The organism is Massilia sp. CMS3.1 (assembly GCF_051262535.1).
In the GTDB taxonomy this organism is placed as follows: Bacteria; Pseudomonadota; Gammaproteobacteria; order Burkholderiales; family Burkholderiaceae_D; genus Telluria.
Map to the genome: position 1 here is coordinate 241,421 of NZ_JBIMES010000005.1, position 20,152 is coordinate 261,572.

General features: G+C 63.6%; 12 protein-coding genes. 8 read left to right on the top strand and 4 right to left on the bottom strand.

Features of this window, described 5'->3' with window-relative positions; all coding sequences use genetic code 11:
- The first annotated feature begins 228 nt into the window (after positions 1–228).
- The 4 genes from ACHAC9_RS10650 to moeA all read left to right on the top strand — a co-directional run bounded on the left by ACHAC9_RS10650 (position 229) and on the right by moeA (position 7,771).
- On the top strand, positions 229–3,366 hold the full coding sequence (locus ACHAC9_RS10650; RefSeq protein ID WP_435759901.1) for an Rne/Rng family ribonuclease: 3,138 nt from the start codon (positions 229–231) through the stop codon (positions 3,364–3,366).
- A 79-nt stretch (positions 3,367–3,445) separates the two neighbouring features.
- Complete coding sequence (chrA, locus tag ACHAC9_RS10655) at positions 3,446–4,786, top strand: chromate efflux transporter (protein WP_435759903.1); 1,341 nt, start codon at positions 3,446–3,448, stop codon at positions 4,784–4,786.
- A complete protein-coding gene (moaA, locus tag ACHAC9_RS10660; RefSeq protein ID WP_435759905.1) occupies positions 4,779–5,888 on the top strand; it encodes a GTP 3',8-cyclase MoaA in 1,110 nt (369 codons plus the stop codon). The genes chrA and moaA overlap by 8 nt, the downstream gene beginning before the upstream one ends.
- Before the next feature lie 5 nt (positions 5,889–5,893).
- Entirely contained in the window at positions 5,894–7,771 is a 1,878-nt protein-coding gene (gene moeA / locus ACHAC9_RS10665) for a molybdopterin molybdotransferase MoeA (protein ID WP_435759907.1), read from the top strand.
- Between the two features lie 72 nt (positions 7,772–7,843).
- On the opposite strand, the gene ACHAC9_RS10670 is transcribed toward moeA, so the two are convergent.
- The 4 genes from ACHAC9_RS10670 to ACHAC9_RS10685 all read right to left on the bottom strand — a co-directional run bounded on the left by ACHAC9_RS10670 (position 7,844) and on the right by ACHAC9_RS10685 (position 13,271).
- On the bottom strand, positions 7,844–9,169 hold the full coding sequence (locus tag ACHAC9_RS10670) for a DNA recombination protein RmuC (RefSeq protein ID WP_435759909.1): 1,326 nt from the start codon (positions 9,167–9,169) through the stop codon (positions 7,844–7,846).
- The gene (locus tag ACHAC9_RS10675) at positions 9,169–9,558 is read right to left on the bottom strand and encodes a group II truncated hemoglobin (protein WP_435759911.1); all 390 of its coding nucleotides are present in this window, start codon (positions 9,556–9,558) and stop codon (positions 9,169–9,171) included. Before ACHAC9_RS10675 ends, ACHAC9_RS10670 begins: the two co-directional genes overlap by 1 nt.
- 143 nt (positions 9,559–9,701) lie before the next feature.
- The gene (locus ACHAC9_RS10680; protein ID WP_435759914.1) at positions 9,702–12,236 is read right to left on the bottom strand and encodes an ABC transporter permease; all 2,535 of its coding nucleotides are present in this window, start codon (positions 12,234–12,236) and stop codon (positions 9,702–9,704) included.
- Between the two features lie 12 nt (positions 12,237–12,248).
- Positions 12,249–13,271, bottom strand: coding sequence for an adenosine deaminase (locus ACHAC9_RS10685; protein ID WP_435759916.1), 1,023 nt, complete (start codon positions 13,269–13,271; stop codon positions 12,249–12,251).
- 649 nt (positions 13,272–13,920) lie between these two features.
- On the opposite strand from ACHAC9_RS10685, the gene ACHAC9_RS10690 reads away from it, so the two are divergent.
- The 4 genes from ACHAC9_RS10690 to ACHAC9_RS10705 all read left to right on the top strand — a co-directional run bounded on the left by ACHAC9_RS10690 (position 13,921) and on the right by ACHAC9_RS10705 (position 20,094).
- Entirely contained in the window at positions 13,921–15,843 is a 1,923-nt protein-coding gene (locus tag ACHAC9_RS10690; protein WP_435759918.1) for a PrkA family serine protein kinase, read from the top strand.
- A 222-nt stretch (positions 15,844–16,065) separates the two neighbouring features.
- Positions 16,066–17,337, top strand: a complete 1,272-nt coding sequence (locus ACHAC9_RS10695; protein ID WP_435759920.1) for a YeaH/YhbH family protein — start codon at positions 16,066–16,068, stop codon at positions 17,335–17,337.
- A 14-nt stretch (positions 17,338–17,351) separates the two neighbouring features.
- Complete coding sequence (locus tag ACHAC9_RS10700; RefSeq protein ID WP_435759922.1) at positions 17,352–18,878, top strand: SpoVR family protein; 1,527 nt, start codon at positions 17,352–17,354, stop codon at positions 18,876–18,878.
- A 550-nt stretch (positions 18,879–19,428) separates the two neighbouring features.
- Entirely contained in the window at positions 19,429–20,094 is a 666-nt protein-coding gene (locus tag ACHAC9_RS10705; protein WP_435759924.1) for an energy transducer TonB, read from the top strand.
- Positions 20,095–20,152: the final 58 nt, after the last annotated feature.

The window sequence follows — 20,152 nt, forward strand, 5'->3', positions numbered from 1 at the left end:
ACCGCCTCCACCCTGTCGTGCCGCTCATCGATGAGCGCCCCAGGTGCGGCGTGCCCTCGGCATGACGATCGACCCCATTTGCGCCCCGTGGCGGCAGCGATGATTTTCCATCGCCGCGCCGCCCGTCCGGGCATACCCCCTCCAGCTCTCCCCTCCCGCGTATGTCCCTGTAGTTTTGCCGCCCTGGCAAGGCGGCTTTGGAACGGCCCACGGGTCGCGGAGTCAATAATGAAACGTATGTTGTTTAACGCTACACAGCAAGAAGAATTGCGCGTAGCGATCGTCGATGGACAGAAACTGATCGACATCGATATTGAAACGGCCGGACGCGAACAGCGCAAGTCGAATATCTACAAGGGTGTCATCACCCGCATCGAACCCTCTCTCGAAGCTTGCTTCGTCAGCTACGGCGAAGACCGCCACGGCTTCCTCCCCTTCAAAGAAGTTGCCCGCACTTATTTCCGTGAGGGCGTGGACGTGCGCAATGCCTCCATCAAGGAAGCGCTGCGCGAAGGCCAGGAAATCATGGTGCAGGTCGAGAAGGAAGAACGCGGCAACAAGGGCGCTGCCCTGACCTCGTTCATCTCGCTGGCCGGCCGCTACCTGGTGCTGATGCCGAACAACCCGCGCGGCGGCGGCGTATCGCGCCGAGTCGAAGGCGAGGAGCGCCAGGAACTGCGCGAAACGATGGACAAGCTGGACCTGCCGCAAGGCATGTCGGTGATTGCCCGTACCGCCGGCATCGGCCGCAACGTCGAAGAACTGCAGTGGGACCTGAATTACCTGATGCAACTCTGGCGCGCGATCGAAGGCGCCGGCAAGTCGGCTTCGGGCGCCTTCCTGATCTATCAAGAGTCGTCGCTGGTGATCCGCGCGATCCGCGATTACTTCCAGCCTGACATCGGCGAAGTCCTGATCGACACCGACGAGATCTACGAACAGGCGCAGCAGTTCATGAGCCACGTGATGCCCGACATGGCGCACCGCGTGAAGCGCTACAGCGACGACGTGCCGCTGTTCTCGCGTTTCCAGATCGAACACCAGATCGAAACCGCCTACGCGCGCACCGTGCCGCTGCCATCGGGCGGCGCGATCGTCATCGACCACACCGAAGCGCTGGTCTCCATCGACGTCAACTCGGCACGCGCCACGCGCGGCTCGGACATCGAGACCACCGCCTTCAACACCAACTGCGAAGCGGCCGACGAAGTGGCGCGCCAGTTGCGCCTGCGCGACCTCGGCGGCCTGATCGTCATCGACTTCATCGACATGGAAGTCGCTAAAAACCAGCGCGAGGTCGAAACCCGCCTGAAAGACGCCCTGCACCACGACCGTGCCCGCGTCCAGATGGGCAAGATTTCGCGGTTTGGCTTGATGGAGCTGTCGCGCCAGCGCCTGCGTCCGTCGCTGTCCGAAGGCTCGCACGTGACCTGCCCGCGCTGCTCGGGCACCGGCCACATCCGCGACACCGAATCGTCGGCCCTGCAAGTCCTGCGCATCATCCAGGAAGAGGCGATGAAGGAAAACTCGGCCACGATCCACGTGCAAGTGCCGGTCGACGTCGCAGCCTTCCTGTTAAATGAGAAACGCGGCGAAGTTCTGAAAATCGAGAACCGCCACCGTATCAGCGTGGTCCTGGTGCCGAACAAGCACCTCGACACCCCGCACTACAAGCTCGAGCGCATCAAGCACGACGACCCGCGCCTGGAGGAAGTCCCGTCCAGCTACACGCTGGCCGAGTCCGCAGAAACCGACATGGCCTACAGCAAGCGCCAGAAGGAAGAAGCCAAGCCGCGCCAGGAAGCCATGGTCAAGACCATCACCCCCGCCCAGCCGGCACCGATGGTCGACCGCAGCGAAGCGGCCAAGCCTGTGAAACCGGTGGAAGTCCCGCTTGCCCCGCCGGCGCCGATCGTGGTGGAGCCGGTCGGCTTCCTCGCCAAGCTGAAGGCCTTCTTCTTCGGCGCGCCGGAGCCGGTTGCCCCGCCACCAGTCGTGGCCGAGCCGGTCAAGCCGGCCGCGCCAAGCCCGGCCGAACGCAGTGCCCGTGGCCCGCGTGCCCGTAACGGTCGCAATGAGGGCCGCAACGGCAAGCCCGAGCGTAGCCGCGAAGAACGCGATACGACGGCCAAGGCCGGCGTCGACGAGACCGTCAAGGCAGGCGAGTTCGACGTCAAGCCGGCACGTCCACCGCGTCCGCCACGCGAGCCGCGCGCTCCGCGTGAAGCACGCGAAGGGGGCGAAGTCCAGGCCGCGGCACCGCGTGCCGAACGCGCCGAGCGTCCGGAACGTGCAGAGCGTCCGGAACGCGCACCGCGCCAGCCGCGCGAACGCGCCGAGCGCCAGCAGCCGGTCGAAGCCAAGCTGGAAGAACTGACCGTCCTGACCGCGATCCCGACATCTGAATCGGAACTGTCGACCACGACGCCGCACGGTGACCTGCTCGAGCACGCCGTCCTGGCCGTGACCGGCACCGGTCCCGAGGGCGAAGAGATCGATGGCGAAGGTGGCGACGAGCCGCGCCGCCGCCGCCGCCGTGGTGGCCGCAACCGCAACCGCCGCGACCGCGACGGCAACGAAGTCGAATCGGGCGAGATGGGCGAGAACGAAGGCACGCCGGCATTCATGCCGGTCGCCGACGAGGAAGCCGCGAAAGTAGCCGCCGCCGAGAAGACGGGCCGTGGCCGTGGCCGTGGCGAAGGTCGCCAGCAGGCTGCCAAGCAGGCGCCGTGGCCGTTCCCGACCTCCGCCTCGGTCGCCGCGTTGCAAGCGGGCACGGCAGCCAGCGCAGCGCCGGCACCAGCGGCCATGCCCACGTCGGTAGCGTCGTTCGGCGTGCCGGCAGCAACAAGCCAGACCTGGTTCTTCCCGACCGCCGCCTCGATCGCCGCGGCGCAGCCGAAGCCGGCAGCCATGCCGGTGCAAGCCGCGCCGACAGCGCCTGCACCGGTTGCTGAAGTAGCGGCTGCGCCGGTTGCGCCAGCGCCGGATGCGCCTGCGCCTGCTCCGGTTGCTTCGGTTCCTGTCGCTCCTGTCGCTCCTGCGCCGGTTGCTTCGGCTCCAGTCGCTCCTGCCCCGGTTGCTCCTGCGCCGGTCGCCGAGGCAGCCGTTGCTGCGCCTGCTCCGGCAGCGCCGGCACCTGCGCCACAGGCTCCGACTCCGGCATCAGCTCCGCCGGCAACCGCGGACTTGAGCGAAGCGCTCGGCGCCGCCGGCCTGACGCTGGCCGCGACCGATCCGGAAAAGCTGCGCGCAGCCCAGGAGGCAGCCGCCCAGGCAGCCGCTCCGGTGCGCGTCGGCCGTGCCCGCAAGCCGGCACCGAAGCTCGCCGACGAGCCGCTGATCCAGGTCGACACGCGCCAGTAATCCCGCCGCGTTGATCCAGTGAAAGGGAAGCCTCGTGCTTCCCTTTTTTTATTTTCAATGTATCGCACCGCTACAGCACATGACCGATCAATTAGCCCCGCCGCCCGTCAGCTTGCGTGTCGCCTTTCTTTACTGGCTGAAACTCGGCTTCATCAGCTTCGGCGGACCGGCCGGGCAGATCGCGCTGATGCATACCGAGCTGGTCGAGCGGCGGCGCTGGATTTCCGAGGGCCGTTTCCTGCATGCGCTCAATTACTGCATGCTCTTGCCCGGCCCTGAAGCGACGCAACTGGCCGTGTATATCGGCTGGCTGCTGCACCGCACGCGCGGCGGCATCATCGCCGGACTGCTGTTCATCCTGCCGTCGCTCCTGATCCTGATCGGCCTGGCCTGGATCTATCTCGCCTTCGGGCACCTGACGCTGGTTACCGGGATCATGAACGGCATCAAGCCGGCGGTGGTGGCGATCGTGCTGGCCGCCGCCTGGCGTCTCGGCAGCCGCACGCTGCGTAACGGCATCCTGATCGCCATCGCCGTTGCCGCCTTTGTCGCCATCGCCCTGTTGCAGCTGCCCTTCCCGCTGATCGTGCTGGCTGCGGCGCTGTGCGGCGTGGCCGGCGCACGCTGGCGTCCGCAAGCCTTCCAGCCGGGCGGCGCGCATGGCGGCGTTCATGCCAGAACCGACGCCAACAGGCCGCGTGCGCTCATCGACGACGATACGCCGACGCCCGAACACGCGCGCTTTTCGCGCCGCCGGCTGGCGGCGGTGATCGCCATTGGCGTCGGCCTCATGCTCGCGACCTGGCTGCTGCTGGCCGCCTGGGGCGGCGTGAGCGGCACGCTGGCGCAAATGGGGTGGTTCTTTACCAAGACCGCGCTGCTCACTTTTGGGGGCGCGTATGCCGTGCTCCCGTATGTCGTGCAGGGCGCGGTCGAGCATTACGGCTGGCTCAGCGCGCCGCAGATGATCGACGGCCTGGCGCTGGGCGAAACCACGCCCGGCCCCCTGATCATGATTGTCGCCTTTGTCGGTTTCGTCGGCGGCTGGACGCAGTTGCTGTTCGGGGCGGCCGCGCCCTGGCTGGGCGGCATTGCCGGCGCCGTCGTCGCGGCCGTGTTCACCTTCATTCCCTCGTTCGTATTCATCCTCGCCGGCGGTCCGCTGGTCGAATCCACGCGCGGCAACCTGCGCCTGACCGCGCCGTTGACCGCGATCTCGGCGGCCGTGGTCGGCGTGATTGCCAGCCTCGCGCTCTACTTCGGGCGCGAGGTGTTCTTCGCCGGCGGATCGGCCCAGCTTGATGCGATCGTGGTCGGCTCCCTTGCCGCCGTCGCCCTGCTGCGCTACCAGGTCGGCACGATCACCGTGCTGGGCGCCTGTGCGTGTGCTGGCCTCGTGCTATCGTACTGGCATGTCTGAAAAAATCATCATACTCCACGACCTGCGCGCACCGGCGCTGGCCGTCCCGGCAGCCCCTCCCGCGCCCGTCGGCTATTTGGCCGATGCGCTGGCGCGCCCCCTGCACGACCTGCGCATCTCGGTGACCGACCGCTGCAATTTCCGCTGCGTGTATTGCATGCCGAAGGAAGTGTTCGGCAAGGATTATCCCTACCTGCCCCATGGCGACCTGCTCTCGTTCGAGGAAATCACGCGCGTGGCGCAGCTGTTCATCGCCCACGGCGTCGAGAAGATCCGCCTGACGGGAGGCGAACCCCTGCTGCGCAAGAACCTGGAACAGCTGGTGGCGATGCTGCGCGCCCTGCCGACGCCCTCCGGCCGCCCGCTCGACCTGACCCTGACGACCAACGGCTCGCTGCTGGCCAGGAAAGCGCGGGTGTTGAAAGAGGCAGGCCTCGACCGCGTCACGGTCTCGCTCGACGCGCTCGATGACGCCGTCTTCAAGCGCATGAACGATGTCGACTTTTCGGTCGCCGACGTACTGGCCGGGATCGACGCCGCGCACGCCGTCGGGCTGGGGCCCGTAAAAGTCAACATGGTCGTCAAGCGCGGCAGCAACGATGACCAGATCGTACCGATGGCGCGCCATTTCAAAGGTTCGCCCACCATCCTGCGCTTCATCGAATACATGGATGTCGGCGCCTCGAACGGCTGGAACATGGATGAAGTCGTGCCGTCCGGCGAAGTCGTGCGCCGTATCGCGGCCGAGCTGCCTTTGGCGCCGATTGCCGCCAACTACACCGGCGAGACGGCCGCGCGCTGGCGCTATCTCGACGGCGGCGGCGAAGTCGGCGTCATCTCGAGCGTCACCGGCGCGTTCTGCAAGGATTGCAGCCGCATGCGCCTGTCGACCGAGGGCAAGCTTTACACCTGCCTGTTCGCCACCCGCGGCCACGACCTGCGCGCCCTGCTGCGCGCGGGCCACGATGACCTCGCCATCAGCGGCGCCATCGCGCACCTGTGGCAGGCCCGCACTGATCGTTACTCCGAAACGCGTACGGTCGCCACCCCGGGCGTCGAACGCGGCGCGCGCAAAGTCGAAATGTCCTACATCGGCGGTTAAATAAAATGACACAACAAGCATCGATCAGCGGGCTGATCCTCGCGGGCGGACGCGGCACGCGCATGGGCCAGGTCGACAAGGGCTTGCAGCCCTTCCGCGGCAAGACCATGGCCGCGCATGTCCTCGAACGCCTCGCCCCGCAAGTGGCAACCGTAGCGATCAACGCCAACCAGAACCTGGAAACCTACGCCGCGCTCGGCGTGCCGGTCTGGCCGGATGACCTGGCCGGTTTTGCCGGGCCGCTGGCCGGCATGGAAACCGGCATGCGGCGCTGCGAAACCGACTATCTGCTCACCGCTCCCTGCGATTCGCCCTTCCTGCCGCCGGATCTGGCTGGGCGGCTGCTCGCTGCCTTGCGCCAACAGGATGCCGACCTGGCCTTCGCCGTGACCCAAGAGCCGGGCCAGCGCCCGCAGCCGCATCCGGTGTTCTGCCTGGTGAAGGCGGCGCTGCTGCCGGTCTTGTCTGCGTATCTGGCCGAGGGCGGACGGCGCATGGATGGCTGGTACAAGGACTTGAAGGCGGTCGAGGTACCGTTCGACGATGCCGACGCCTTCCGCAACATCAACACGCTCGACGAGCTGCACAACCTCGACACCACGCGCGCGCCGCGCCTGGCGGATGTGACGAGCTGCCTGTCCGGCTACGATCCGGACGCCTTGCCGGTCAAGGACGCGCAGCGCATCATCCGCGAGTTCGTGCAGCCGGTACGTGCTGTCGAGCAGGTCGCCTTGCGCAGTGCCCTCGGCCGCGTGCTCGCGCGCGACATCGTCTCGCCGATCAACGTGCCGGCGCATGATAATTCGGCGATGGACGGCTATGCCTTGCGCGGGGAAGACCTTCCTGTCGAAGACCAGGTGCGCTTGAGCGTGATCGGTACCATCTACGCGGGCAAACCGGGGACGCAAGTGCCAGGACCGGGCGAATGTGTGCGCATCATGACGGGCGGCGTGATGCCTGCCGGCTGCGACAGCGTGATCCCTCAGGAATTCGTGGCCGAGGAAGGCGAAACGTCGATCGTCGTCGCCGCTGGCGTCGTCAAGCCCGGCGACAACCGGCGCTTTGCCGGCGAGGATCTGTTGGCGGGCAGCGCGGCGCTACGCGCGGGCAAAATCATCCGGCCGGCCGACCTGGGTCTGGTCGCCTCGCTCGGCATCGCCGAAGTGCCGGTACGGCGCCGCCTGCGCGTGGCCTTCTTCTCGACCGGCGACGAACTGCGCTCGATCGGCCAGCCCCTCGATGAAGGCAGCGTCTACGACAGCAACCGCTACACGATCTACGGCATGCTGCAGCGTCTTGGCTGCGACATCATCGACATGGGCATCGTGCGCGACGACCCGGCGGCGCTGGAGGAAGCCTTGCGCAGCGCCTGCGAGAATGCCGACGCCATCATCACCTCGGGCGGCGTCTCGGTCGGCGCGGCCGACTACACGAAACAGATCATGGCGCGCCTCGGCGACGTCACCTTCTGGAAGATCGGCATGCGTCCCGGACGGCCGCTGGCGTTCGGGCGCATCGCATCGAATGGGCACAACGCGTTTTTGTTCGGCTTGCCCGGCAATCCGGTGGCGGTGATGGTCTCGTTCTACTTCTTCGCGCGCGAGGCGCTGTTGCGCATGATGGGCGCCGACGCACCCTTACCCCTGCTGCGCGCGCGCTCGGCGGGTGCAATCCGCAAGAAGCCGGGCCGCACCGAGTACCAGCGCGCGATCCTGACGCAGGGCGAGGACGGCATGCCGATGGTAGCCATCACCGGCTCGCAAGGCTCGGGCATTTTACGCTCGATGTCGGAGGCGAATTGCATGGTTGTCTTACACGATGCGCAGGGCAATGTCGCGGCCGGCGATAAAGTGGATGTACTGATGTTCGAAGGGCTGGTTTGACCTACGGTGGACGGGCTCCCCGTCCACCGAACGAATTCATCAATAAAATTGGCGCCATCATGGCGCCGATCCTTATTCGTCCCGTTCGGCTTCCGCCCCCAACATCAGCTGCGCCGCCTCGCTCGGCAGCGCTTCCACCGACTTCAGCTTCTTCGCCATCTGACGGCTGCGGACCTCGGCGTTTTCGATGTTCCTGGCCGCCTTCTCCAGCGTCAGCTTGGTCGCGGCCAGCACGTCGCCGAACTTGCCGAATTCGGTCTTCACCGCGCCCAGCACCTGCCAGACTTCCGACGAACGCTTTTCCAGCGCCAGCGTGCGGAAGCCCATCTGCAGGCTGTTGAGCAGCGCCGACAAGGTCGACGGCCCCGAGATTGTCACGCGCAGCGTGCGCTGCAGGTCGTCGGCCAGGCCGGGGCGACGCATGACTTCGGCGTACAGGCCTTCGGTCGGCAGGAACAGGATCGCAAAGTCGGTCGTCTGCGGCGGCGAGACGTATTTTTCGCAAATCGTCTTTGCCTCGGTACGCACCGCGCGTTCGAGCTCGGCGCCGTATTTCGCCACGCCCTCGGCATCGGCGCGGTCCTGCGCGTCCTGCAGGCGCTCGTACTGCTCTTTCGGAAACTTGGCGTCGATCGGCAGCCATAGCGGCGCGCCGCCGTCGGTCACGCCGGGCAGCTTGATGGCGAACTCGACGCGCGCATTCGTACCCGCCACGGTCTCGACGTTTTTCGCATACTGGTCGCTTGTGAGGACCTGCTCGAGCAGCATCTCGAGCTGCACTTCGCCCCAGGTGCCGCGCGTCTTCACATTGGTCAGCACGCGTTTGAGGTCGCCCACGCCGATCGCCAGCTGCTGCATTTCACCAAGACCCTGGTGCACCTTTTCCAGCCGCTCCGAGACCTGGCGGAACGATTCGGTGAGGCGCGTCTCCAGCGTCGTCTGCAGCTTTTCGTCGACCGTCTGGCGCATCTCTTCCAGGCGTTTCGCGTTGTCGACTTGCAGGTCGCGGATCTTGTGTTCGAGCGTCGCGCGCACTTCCAGCATGCGCTGGGCATTCGATTCGGTGAGGTTGGTCAGCGTCTGCTGAAGCGTGTCGGCGAAGCGTTTCAGTGACCGCGCCTGCTCCTCGCGCCCGCCGGCCGCATGCAGCTGCATCTGCTGGCGCATGGTCTCCAACTGCCCGATGGTTGCCCCCTGGTGCTGTGCCATGTGGCCGGTCAGTTCCTGGCGCGTCGCCTGGGCGCTGTGCTGCAGCTCCTGGCGCAGTTCGCGCTCGACGCGCTCAAAAGCGAGACCGCTGTTGTCGCCCCCGCCGCGCGCACGCAGTAACAGCAGCACTTGTAGAACGACCACAACCAGCAGGGCGACCAGCAAGAGGGCAAATTCAGCAGTGGACATCAATCGGCCTTGTTGCGCATCCAGTCGGCGGTCTGGTAGAAGGACTGCATCAGGCGCATGCGCAGGTCCTCGTCCATGCCGATGTCTTCCATGGCCCAGGCCATGGCGCGCAGCCACTGATCGCGCTCGCTCGTGCCGATCCCGAACGGCAGATGCCGTGCGCGCAGGCGCGGGTGGCCATGGCGTTCGACGAACAGGTCGGGGCCGCCCATCCAGCCGGACAGGAACATGAAGAGTTTTTCGCGCGAACTGTCGTTCGGCGTGGGATGCAGGGCGTGGATGCCGGCAAATTCAGGCTCCAGCTCCATCAGGTCATAAAAGCGGTCGACCAGCTCGCGCAGGCGCGCTTCGCCACCGATGGTGTGGTACAGGGTTTGGTTCTCGGACATCCTGCCATGATAGCGCAACGGGATGTCTGACGGTGAGTAGGGTGGGCACCCCGGGCCCTGCCCTGTCGGGCAGGGCGCTTCACAGGCGGACAGCCATGCTGTCCGAATTCCCTGCTTCGCCCCACGCGGAACGCCGAATATTGTTAGCCTGCTTCGCGCAGCGTCTGCAGCGGCGGCTGCCGCAGCACGCTGCGCAGGCCCAGCCAGCCGCCGACCAGCGCGCACAGCGCCCCGACCACGACCCCGGCCAGCCAGACGCCCGGCTCGAAGGTCCATGGGAACTTGAACTGGTAGGTCGCCAGCGCCCAGCCCAGCAGCGCCGCGCCGCTCGCGGCCAACAAACCGGCCAGCCCGCCGACGAGCACGAACTCGATGCGCTGCGCCTGCGCCAGCTGCTTGCGCGTCGCGCCCAGCGCGCGCAAGAGCCCCGCTTCGCGGGTGCGCTCGGACTGCGATCCCATCAGCGCCGCGTACAGCACCAGCACGCCGGAAGCGAGCGTGAACAGGAACAGGAACTCGACCGCCACGACCACCTGGTCGACGACGTCCTGCACCTGGCGAATGATGCCGCTGACGTCGATCACGGTCAGGTTCGGGTAGGTGCGCGCCAGCGTATTGGCCAGTCCTGCGCCCTGCTGCGGCAGGTGGAAGGCCGTCATGTAGGTCGCCGGCGCATTCGTCATCGCTTGCGGATTGATGATGACGAAGAAGTTGGCGCGCATCGAACCCCATTCCAGCTTGCGCAGGCTCGTCACCTTCGCGTCGACCACGATGCCGGCCATATCGAAACGCATCACGTCGCCCAGCTTCAGACCCAGGGTTTTCGCGATGCCCTGCTCGACCGAGGCTTCGGACACACCAGTGGCGTCGCGGAACCAGCTGCCTGCGACGATCTCGTTGCCTTCCGGCGCCTGCGCCATGGTGGAAAGGTTGAATTCACGGTTCGCCAGGCGCCGCGCGTCGTCGGCCGTGTAGGTGCCAGAGGTGATGGCCTTGCCGTTGACGGCGGTGAGGCGGCCGCGGATCATCGGGTACAGCACGGGCTTGTCGACACCGGCGGCGGCAATCCGGCGCGTTACGTCGATCTGCTGCTCGGGCAGCACGTTGATGACGAAGCGGTTCGGCGCGTTCTCGGGCGTTGCGCGCTGCCAGGCTGCGACCAGGTCGCCGCGCACCACGGTCAATAACAGCAGCGCCATCAGACCAAGCGCGAGCGACACCACCTGCACGATGGTCGCGCCGGGGCGGCGCTGCAGCGAGGTGACGGCGAAGCGCCAGCCCTGGTGTGTCGACAGGCCGCGCAGGCGGCGCAGCAGTTTTAGCGACAGCCAGGCCACCAGCGCAAAGACCGCGAAGCCGCCGAGGAAGCCGCCGGCCGTCAGCAAGGCCAGCTTCGGATCCCCGGCCTGCCACAGCAGCAGCGCGACGAACACGCCGATGCCCAGGCCATAGGTGGCGAGCGCCATCGGCTGCGGCGCGGCCTGCTCGCGCCGGATCACGCGGTTGTGCGGCACGTTGCGCAGCTGAAGCACGGGCGGCAGCGCGAAGCCGACCAGCAGCAGCATGCCGGTGGCGATGCCTTGCAGCGCCGGCAGCATGGATACCGGCGGCAGGTCCGGCGGCAATAGCGTGCCGATCAGCTGCAACAGCACGAAGTGCGCGCCAAACCCCACCAGCACGCCGATGACGCTGCCGGCCAGGCCGACCAGCGCGAATTCGATCAGGTACATGGCGCCGACGCCGTTCTGGGTCATACCGAGGCAACGCAGCATGGCGCAGGCATCGAGGTGGCGCTGCATGAAGCGGCGCGCGGCCATCGCCACGGCCACCGCCGCCAGCATGGCCGACAGCAGGCCGACCAGCGACAGGAAGCGGTCCGCGCGGTCGAGCGTGGCCTGCATCTCCGGACGGCCGTTTTCGATCGACTCGATGCGCACGCCCTTGACGTTGTCTTGCGCGATACGCGCGCGCAGCCAGGTTTCGAAATCGCGCACCCGCGCCAGGTCGTTGTTCGAAGGCGCCGCCACCAGCAGCTTGTAGGTCACGCGCGCAAAGTCATCCACCAGGCCGGTCGACTTCAGGTCCCCGAGCGGGAGCATCACGCGCGGCGCGAAATTGGCGAACGAGGCGCCGCGGTCCGGTTCGGCCGCGACCAGCTGGGTAATGGTAAAGCGGCGTTCGCCCACTTGCAGCGCGTCGCCGACCTTGACGTTCAGTGCCGGCAGCAGGTTGGCGTCGACCCAGACGGTGCCAGGTGCGGGAACCGAGCGTGCCGCTGTGCCGCGCGCCGCGCTGGCCTGCGCCGGATCGGTCGTGATGCGCAGTACGCCGCGTAGCGGGTAGCCTGGCGAGACGGCCTTGATCGAGGCCAGCTGGGCCTGCGACGTCTCGCCCTCCCCGCCCTGGGCCATACTGGGGAAGGTGACGGTATCGGCCAACAGCAGGCCGCGCCGCTCGGCTTCCTGGCGCCAGGCGGGCCGCACGGGATTGTCGCTGTTGACCAGCAGGTCGGCGCCGAGCAGCTGGTTGGCGTCGCGCGCCAGACCAGCGCGCATGCGGTCGATGAAGAAGCCGACCGAAGACAAGGCCGAGACGGCGACAATCAGCGCGACCAGCAGGAAACGCAGTTCGCCCGCGCGCCAGTCGCGCGCGGTCATGCGGAGGGACTGCATCAGCATGGGTTGGTTTCCTTAATGGGCCGCAGACGGCGCGGTGGCGAAGAAAGTGTCGACCTCGGCCAGGAAGGCGCGCTTCTGCTCGGGTGCAAGGAAGGCCGCACTGAAGCTGTTGCGGGCGAGCTGGCGCGCGTGCGAGGCGTCCAGCGGCAGCGCCTCGAAGGCGGCGATGAAATTGTCGTTCATGTAGCCGCCAAAATAGGCCGGGTCGTCCGAGTTGACGGTCGCCGCCAGCCCCTTGTCGAGCAAGGTGCGCAGGTTGTGGCTGCCCATCACGTCGAACACGCGCAGCTTGATGTTCGACAGCGGGCAAACGGTCAGCGCCATCTGTTCGCGTACCAGGCGCTCGACCAGTTCCGGGCTTTCCAGGCAGCGCACGCCGTGGTCGATGCGCTCCACTTGCAGCACGTCGAGCGCGCTTTCGATGTAGGCGGGAGGCCCCTCCTCGCCCGCATGCGCGACCAGGCGCAGGCCGAGCTGGCGCGCGCGTTCGAACACGCGCGCAAATTTTTCCGGCGGATGGCCCACTTCAGATGAATCCAGGCCGACGCCGATGAACTTGTCCCGGTGCGGCAGCGATTCGTCCAGCGTGGCCAGCGCTTCTTCCTCGGACAGGTGGCGCAGGAAGCACATGATCAGCGAGGCGCTGATCGGCCCCTCCTGGCAGGCGCGCGAGATACCGTTGATGACCGTCTCGAACGGCACGCCGCGCGCGGTATGCGTCTGCGGATCGAAGAAGATCTCGGCATGGCGCACATTATCAAGGGCGGCGCGTGCCAGGTAGGCGGCCGTCATGTCGTAGAAATCCTGCTCGGTCAGCAAGACGCTGGCACCGGCGTAATAAATGTCGAGGAAGGACTGCAAATCGCTGAAAGCGTAGGCCTGGCGCAACGCTTCGACCGATGGATAAGGCAGCGAGACGCTGTTTCTTTGCGCCAACGCAAAGATCAGTTCCGGCTCCAGCGAGCCCTCGATATGGATGTGCAATTCGGCCTTCGGCATCTGTTCAATGGTCTGGCGCAGCTGCTCGTTCAGCATGGATGTTCTCCGTCAAAGGCGGTTTTTCAGGGCAGGGCCGACAAGTGTACCGCATGCCGCCACGGCTCAGTTTTCATTGGGCAGGAGTCCGAAAAAACCGCCGTTTCGCGTGCGCCGCCAGCGCGCCGGATCGTGCACTATCGGCACATTGTTTTCGTCATCCCATCCGTAAAGATGTGTGGACATAGCCATACGGCACGCATAAAAAATTTCCGCCGATTGGCCCTTTCAGCGCCGGCAGCACGAACGTTAAATATATTGTTTTTGGTTAATAATCAAACACTTACAGGTGTTACACCCTCGGTCACGATACTGCTTTGACTTCGAGAACCAATAGGCACATAATAAATTTAAGAAACAAAAAAAGACCCTTCATCTACGGGACATCCGGCCACAAGCCGGCTCAAAAAGAACAATCCGCCTGAGCCGCCGTGCACGTCGCGGCGCTACCAGGACGACCCGCCCAACGGGTGGAACTTCGGGAAACCGTCGCGAACGGACACACGGCCAATAAAACGTTGGCCAATCCGGCGCGCAGCAGGTCGAACGAGGTATCCGTAACACGCCAAGACTACCGGGACCTGAGCAGTCGATCTATGGATCGACTGCCGTGACAGTGATCGTTGTTAGCAAACTAAAGGACATGCACATGACCATTTTTGACAACTACGCAGCCCGTTACGAGCGCACCCGTGAAGAAGAGTATTCCCTGTCCGAATACCTTGCCATGTGCAAGAAGGATCCGCTGACCTATGCCAGCGGGCCGGAACGCATGCTCGCTGCCATCGGCGAGCCACAGTTCGTCGATACCCGGCTCGATCCGCGCCTTTCGCGCATCTTTGCCAACAAGATCATCAAGATCTACCCTGCCTTCCGCGAGTTCTACGGCATGGAGGAAGTGATCGAGCAGGTTGTCTCTTACTTCCGCCACGCGGCCCAGGGCCTGGAAGAGCGCAAGCAGATCCTCTATCTGCTGGGACCGGTGGGCGGCGGCAAGTCGTCGATTGCCGAAAAGCTCAAGCACCTGATGGAACAAGTCCCCTTCTATGCCATCAAAGGTTCGCCGGTGAACGAGTCGCCGCTCGGCTTGTTCAACGAGGACGAGGATGGCGTCATCCTGGAAGAAGACTACGGCATCCCGCGCCGCCACCTGCGCTCGATCCCGAGCCCATGGGCGGTCAAGCGCCTGCATGAGTTCGGCGGCGACATCAACAAGTTCCGCGTCGTCAAGCGCTACCCGTCGATCCTGAAGCAGATTGCGATTTCGAAAACCGAGCCGGGCGACGAAAACAACCAGGACATTTCCTCGCTGGTCGGCAAGGTCGACATCCGCAAGCTCGAGGATTATTCGCAGGACGATCCGGACGCCTACAGCTATTCCGGCGGCCTGTGCCTGGCGAACCAGGGCCTGATGGAATTCGTCGAGATGTTCAAGGCGCCGATCAAGGTCCTGCACCCCTTGCTGACGGCGACCCAGGAAGGCAACTACAAGGGCACCGAGGGCTTTGGCGCGATTCCCTTCGAAGGCATCATCCTGGCGCACTCGAACGAGTCGGAATGGAAGACCTTCCGCAACAACCGCAACAACGAGGCTTTCCTCGACCGAATTTATATCGTGAAGGTGCCTTATTGCCTGCGCATTTCCGACGAGATCAAGATTTACGATAAATTGATCCGCAACTCCTCGCTCGAAAGGGCGCCCTGCGCACCGGGAACGCTGCGCATGATGGCGCAGTTCGCCATCCTGTCGCGACTGAAGGATCCGGAAAACTCGAGCGTCTACTCGAAGATGCTGGTCTACGATGGCGAGAACCTGAAGGACACCGATCCGAAAGCGAAATCGTTGCACGAATACGTCGACTATGCCGGCGTCGACGAAGGCATGAACGGGCTGTCGACGCGCTTCGCATTCAAGATCCTGTCGAAAGTCTTCAACTTCGACAATACCGAAGTGGCCGCCAATCCGGTGCACCTGCTGTATGTGCTGGAACAGCAGATCGAACGCGAGCAGTTCCCGCCTGAACAGGAACAGCGTTACCACTCTTATATCAAAGAGCACCTGGCCCAGCGTTATGTCGACTTCATCGGCAAGGAAATCCAGACCGCCTACCTGGAAAGCTATTCGGAATACGGCCAGAACATTTTCGATCGTTATGTGACCTTTGCCGACTTCTGGATCCAGGACCAGGAGTTCCGCGATCCGGACACGGGCGAGAGTTTCGACCGCGAGTCGCTCAATGCCGAGTTGGAAAAGATCGAGAAACCGGCCGGGATTTCGAACCCGAAGGATTTCCGCAACGAGATTGTCAACTTCGGCCTGCGCGCCCGGGCAACCAACGGCGGCAAGAATCCGGCCTGGACCAGCTACGAAAAGTTCCGCACCGTCATCGAGAAAAAGATGTTCTCGAATACCGAGGAACTTTTGCCGGTTATTTCGTTCAACGCCAAGGCGAGTGCGGAGGATGCGACAAAGCACGCCGACTTCGTCAACCGCATGGTCGAGAAAGGTTATACGGCCAAGCAAGTGCGGCTCCTGTGCGAATGGTATCTGCGCGTCAGGAAGTCGTCGTAAAGGAAGGCGGACACGGGCGACGCGTGCACATCCGGCGTTGCCCCTCCGGCTCCATCTATGTGCTTGCCCGCATCGAAACGTCGGCAGGCAGTGCGCCAACCGTCGTTTCGCGCGTTTTTGACCACCCTGCCAGCCGTGCGCCACCCGCTTATGCACGCTGCGTATTAAGATAGGGGGACCGCGCGGTTGGCGGTCCGCAGCGGTTTTAACAGGAGGCATGTTTTGACTTACCTCATCGACCGACGCTTGCAGAGTAAGAACAAGTCCGCGGTGAACCGCGAACGCTTCCTGCGCCGCTACAAGGCGCAAATCAAGGACGCGGTCGGCCGCGCGATCAAGGGCCGCTCGATCACCGACATCGAGAACGGCGAAAAAGTCTCTATCCCCGTCAAGGACGTCAGCGAGCCGCACTTTGGCCACGCCCATGGCGGCGTGTGGGAAACAATTAACCCGGGCAATACGGAATACCAGAAGGGCGACCAGTTCAACCGCCCGCGCAGCGGCGGCGGCGGTTCCGGCCGTGGCCGCGCCGGCAACAGCGACCAGACGGTCGAGGACGACTTCATCTTCGAGCTCTCGCGCGAAGAATTCATGAATTATTTCTTCGAAGATCTCGAGCTGCCGAACATGATCAAGACCCAGCTCACGCAGACGATCGATTTTAAGACCCAGCGCGCCGGCTACAACGTCTCGGGCACGCCCTCGAACATCCATGTGCTGCGCTCCCTGCGCGGCGCGCTTGGCCGGCGCATCGCGGTGGGCAGTCCGAGCCGGCGCGCAGCGAGCGAGCTGCAGCAGGAATTGCAGGAACTGTTCGATGCCGAAGTGCCTGAAGACGACCCGCGCGTCATCGAACTGAAGCGCAAAATCCACCACCTGCACACCCGCATCAACGCGATTCCCTTCATCGATCCATTCGACCTGCGCTACAGCAACCGCATCAAGGTGCCGAAACCGAGTACCCAAGCCGTGATGTTCTGCATCATGGACGTCTCCGGCTCGATGGACGAAACGCGCAAGGACACGGCGAAGCGCTTCTTCATCCTGCTCTACCTCTTCCTCAAGCGCGTCTACGAGCGCATCGACGTCGTCTTCATCCGCCACCATACAGCCGCGGCCGAAGTCGACGAGGACGAATTCTTCCACTCGCGCGAGTCGGGCGGCACCGTCGTGTCGTCCGCCCTGCACCTGCTGCAGAAGGTGATCGGCGAGCGCTATTCGAGCTCCGACTGGAACGCCTACGTCGCCCAGGCTTCGGATGGCGACAACTGGGACAACGATTCGGTGCTGTGCAAGCAGTTGCTGGACCACGGCATCATGCCGAAAGTGCAGTACTACACCTATGTCGAAATCACCGACGGTCCGCCGCAGAACCTGTGGGAGCAATACACCGAGGTCGCCGCGCACCATTCGAATTTCGCCATGCAAAAGATCGTGACGCCGGCCGACATCTACCCGGTTTTCCGCGAACTGTTTAAAAAGCAGCCCAAGTAACCAGAGGCACGCATATGCCAGACGACCGCACCAAAAACCCGCGCGCTTTGCCGGAACAGTCGGAGTGGACCTTCGACCTGATCGAGCAGGCCCACGAGGAAATTCGCCGCGTGGCCAAAAAATTTGGCCTCGACACCTATCCGAACCAGCTCGAGATCATCACCGCCGAGCAGATGATGGATGCCTACACTTCGGTCGGCATGCCGGTGTCTTATAACCACTGGTCCTTCGGCAAGCACTTCCTGTCGACCGAAAAGAGTTACAAGCGCGGCCAGATGGGACTGGCCTACGAGATCGTCATCAACTCCGATCCCTGTATTGCCTACTTAATGGAGGAAAACAGCCTGACGATGCAGGCGCTGGTGATCGCGCACGCCGCCTATGGCCATAACTCATTCTTCAAGGGCAATTACCTGTTTCGCACCTGGACCGATGCCGAGGCGATCGTCGACTACATGGTGTTTGCCAAGAATTACATTGCCGAATGCGAGCAGCGCTACGGCATCGATGCCGTCGAGGACCTGCTCGACTCTTGCCATGCGATCCAGAATTACGGCGTCGACCGTTATAAGCGTCCGGCCAAGCTGTCGGTGGCGCAGGAGGCGGCGCGCCAGAAGGAGCGTGAAGAGTACGCACAGTCGCAGGTGAACGCCCTGTGGCGCACGGTGCCCCGGCGCGAGGAAGAAGAGCGCAATACTCCGCCCCCGCGCTTTCCGCTCGAACCCGAGGAAAACCTGCTGTACTTCATCGAGAAGTACGCGCCGCTGCTCGAACCCTGGCAGCGCGAACTGGTACGCATTACGCGCAAGATTTCGCAGTACTTTTATCCGCAGCGCCAGACCCAGGTCATGAACGAGGGCTGGGCTACCTTCTGGCACTACACGATTTTGCAGGACCTATATAAAGAGGGCATCGTCGGCGAAGGCTTCATGCTCGAGTTCCTGCAAAGCCATACCAATGTCGTCTACCAGCCGGCCGCGACCAGCCCCTATTACAGCGGCATTAATCCGTACGCGCTCGGATTCGCGATGATGAGCGACATGCGGCGTATCTGCGAAAACCCGACCGACGAAGACCGGGCCTGGTTCCCGGACATGGCCGGCAGCGACTGGATCAAAACGCTCGACTTTGCGATGCGCAATTTCAAGGACGAGAGCTTCATAGCCCAATACCTGTCACCCAAGCTGATCCGCGAGTTTCACTTCTTCGCCGTGCTCGATGACGACCGCAGCGACAAGCTGACCATCTCCGCAATCCACGACGAAGCCGGCTACCGCTATGTGCGCCAGCAGCTAGCCGAACAGTACAACATCGGCAACCGCGAGCCGAACATCCAGGTCTGGCAGGTCAACACCCGCGACGACCGCGCGCTCACCCTGCGTCACACCCAGTTCCAGCGCCGCCCGCTCAACAACCAGGCCCAGGAAGTGCTCAAGCATGTGGCCCGGCTGTGGGGTTTCGACGTACGCCTTGAGACAGTCGACACGAGCGGCCATGTCGTCAGCTTTCTCGATTGCCGGCGCGAGAAGCGTCACCGCTAGCATACCGTCAACCTCGACACCCGCCTCCAGGCCGCCCCATCATCGGGTACATGCCTGGAGGAAATCGTCTCCTGATGCAGGTCAAGACATAGCGACTCAGCAGCAAGCCATCACCTCCAGTCATACTCCCCGCCCCGTATTTGCACCAGTTCCGTGCGCTGGCGAACGCTCCACTTTGCCAAAACTGGCTATAGTTCGCAAAAAGCTCAGCATTGCACTATATGTTATTTGCCTTTACGCAAAATAGACGTGCAATATTTTGCCAACACCCCGTTCTTTCCACATCTTCTACAGTGCGTCAGTTTCATGCCGCAATGTTGTAATTTTGATTATGGTTCACCTGCGTTTTTTTGCACAGCCAAGGTGCGTCCGGATGAGCAGGATCGCCTGTTTTAACAAGCGTTTACCTCCGTTTTGGCCTCCTAAAAATACCTGTGCAAAAAAGAATTCGTAGGTATAATTCGCCGATGTCCCGGATACGGCCTTGTCATTTCGTCGTGTTTAGTGGGTTTAGTAGCAACAAAAAGAGTTGGTATTGGAGAAAGCAGGCATGAATTTTTCACATGAGAAGGAACCGGGGAAGAACATCACTGGTATCACCATTGTGGTCCTGTTGCACGTCCTGGTCGGCTGGGGGATCATCAATGGTCTCGGTACAAAGGTGATCACGAAGGTGCAGGAAGCAGTGGAAACGAAGTTGATCGAAGAGGTGAAACCACCACCCCCACCGGAGACTCCTCCGCCACCGCCGCCGCCGGAAATGAAGGCTCCACCGCCTCCGTTCATCCCGCCGGTCGAGGTTCAAGTGCAGCAGCCGCCACCGCCGCAGAACGTGATCGCCGCAGCGACGAGCACGCCTCCGCCGACGACGAGCCTGGCTCCTCCGGCACAGCCGGCGCCACCTGCCGCCGCGCCGGCAGCGCCTGCTGGTCCTAGCCGTACTGCGGCAGTGGCTGACTTCAGCACCTGTGCGAAACCGGAATACCCGAAAGCCTCGGCTCGTAACGAAGAAGAAGGCACGACGACGATTTCGTTCCTGATCGGCGTCGATGGTCGGATGGTCGATTCCAAGATCCAGAAGTCGAGTGGATCGCGTGATCTGGACCGTGCAGCGCAGAGTGCTATCGGCAAATGCCGCTTTAAACCGGCAATGGTCAATGGTCAGCCTGAACAGGCCTGGGTCCCAGTACAGTACGTCTGGTCGCTGGAACAATAACCGAGACAGAAGATCGTCTCACAACTCTGATTTTCGTTGTCTTTAGATCAGCGAACTT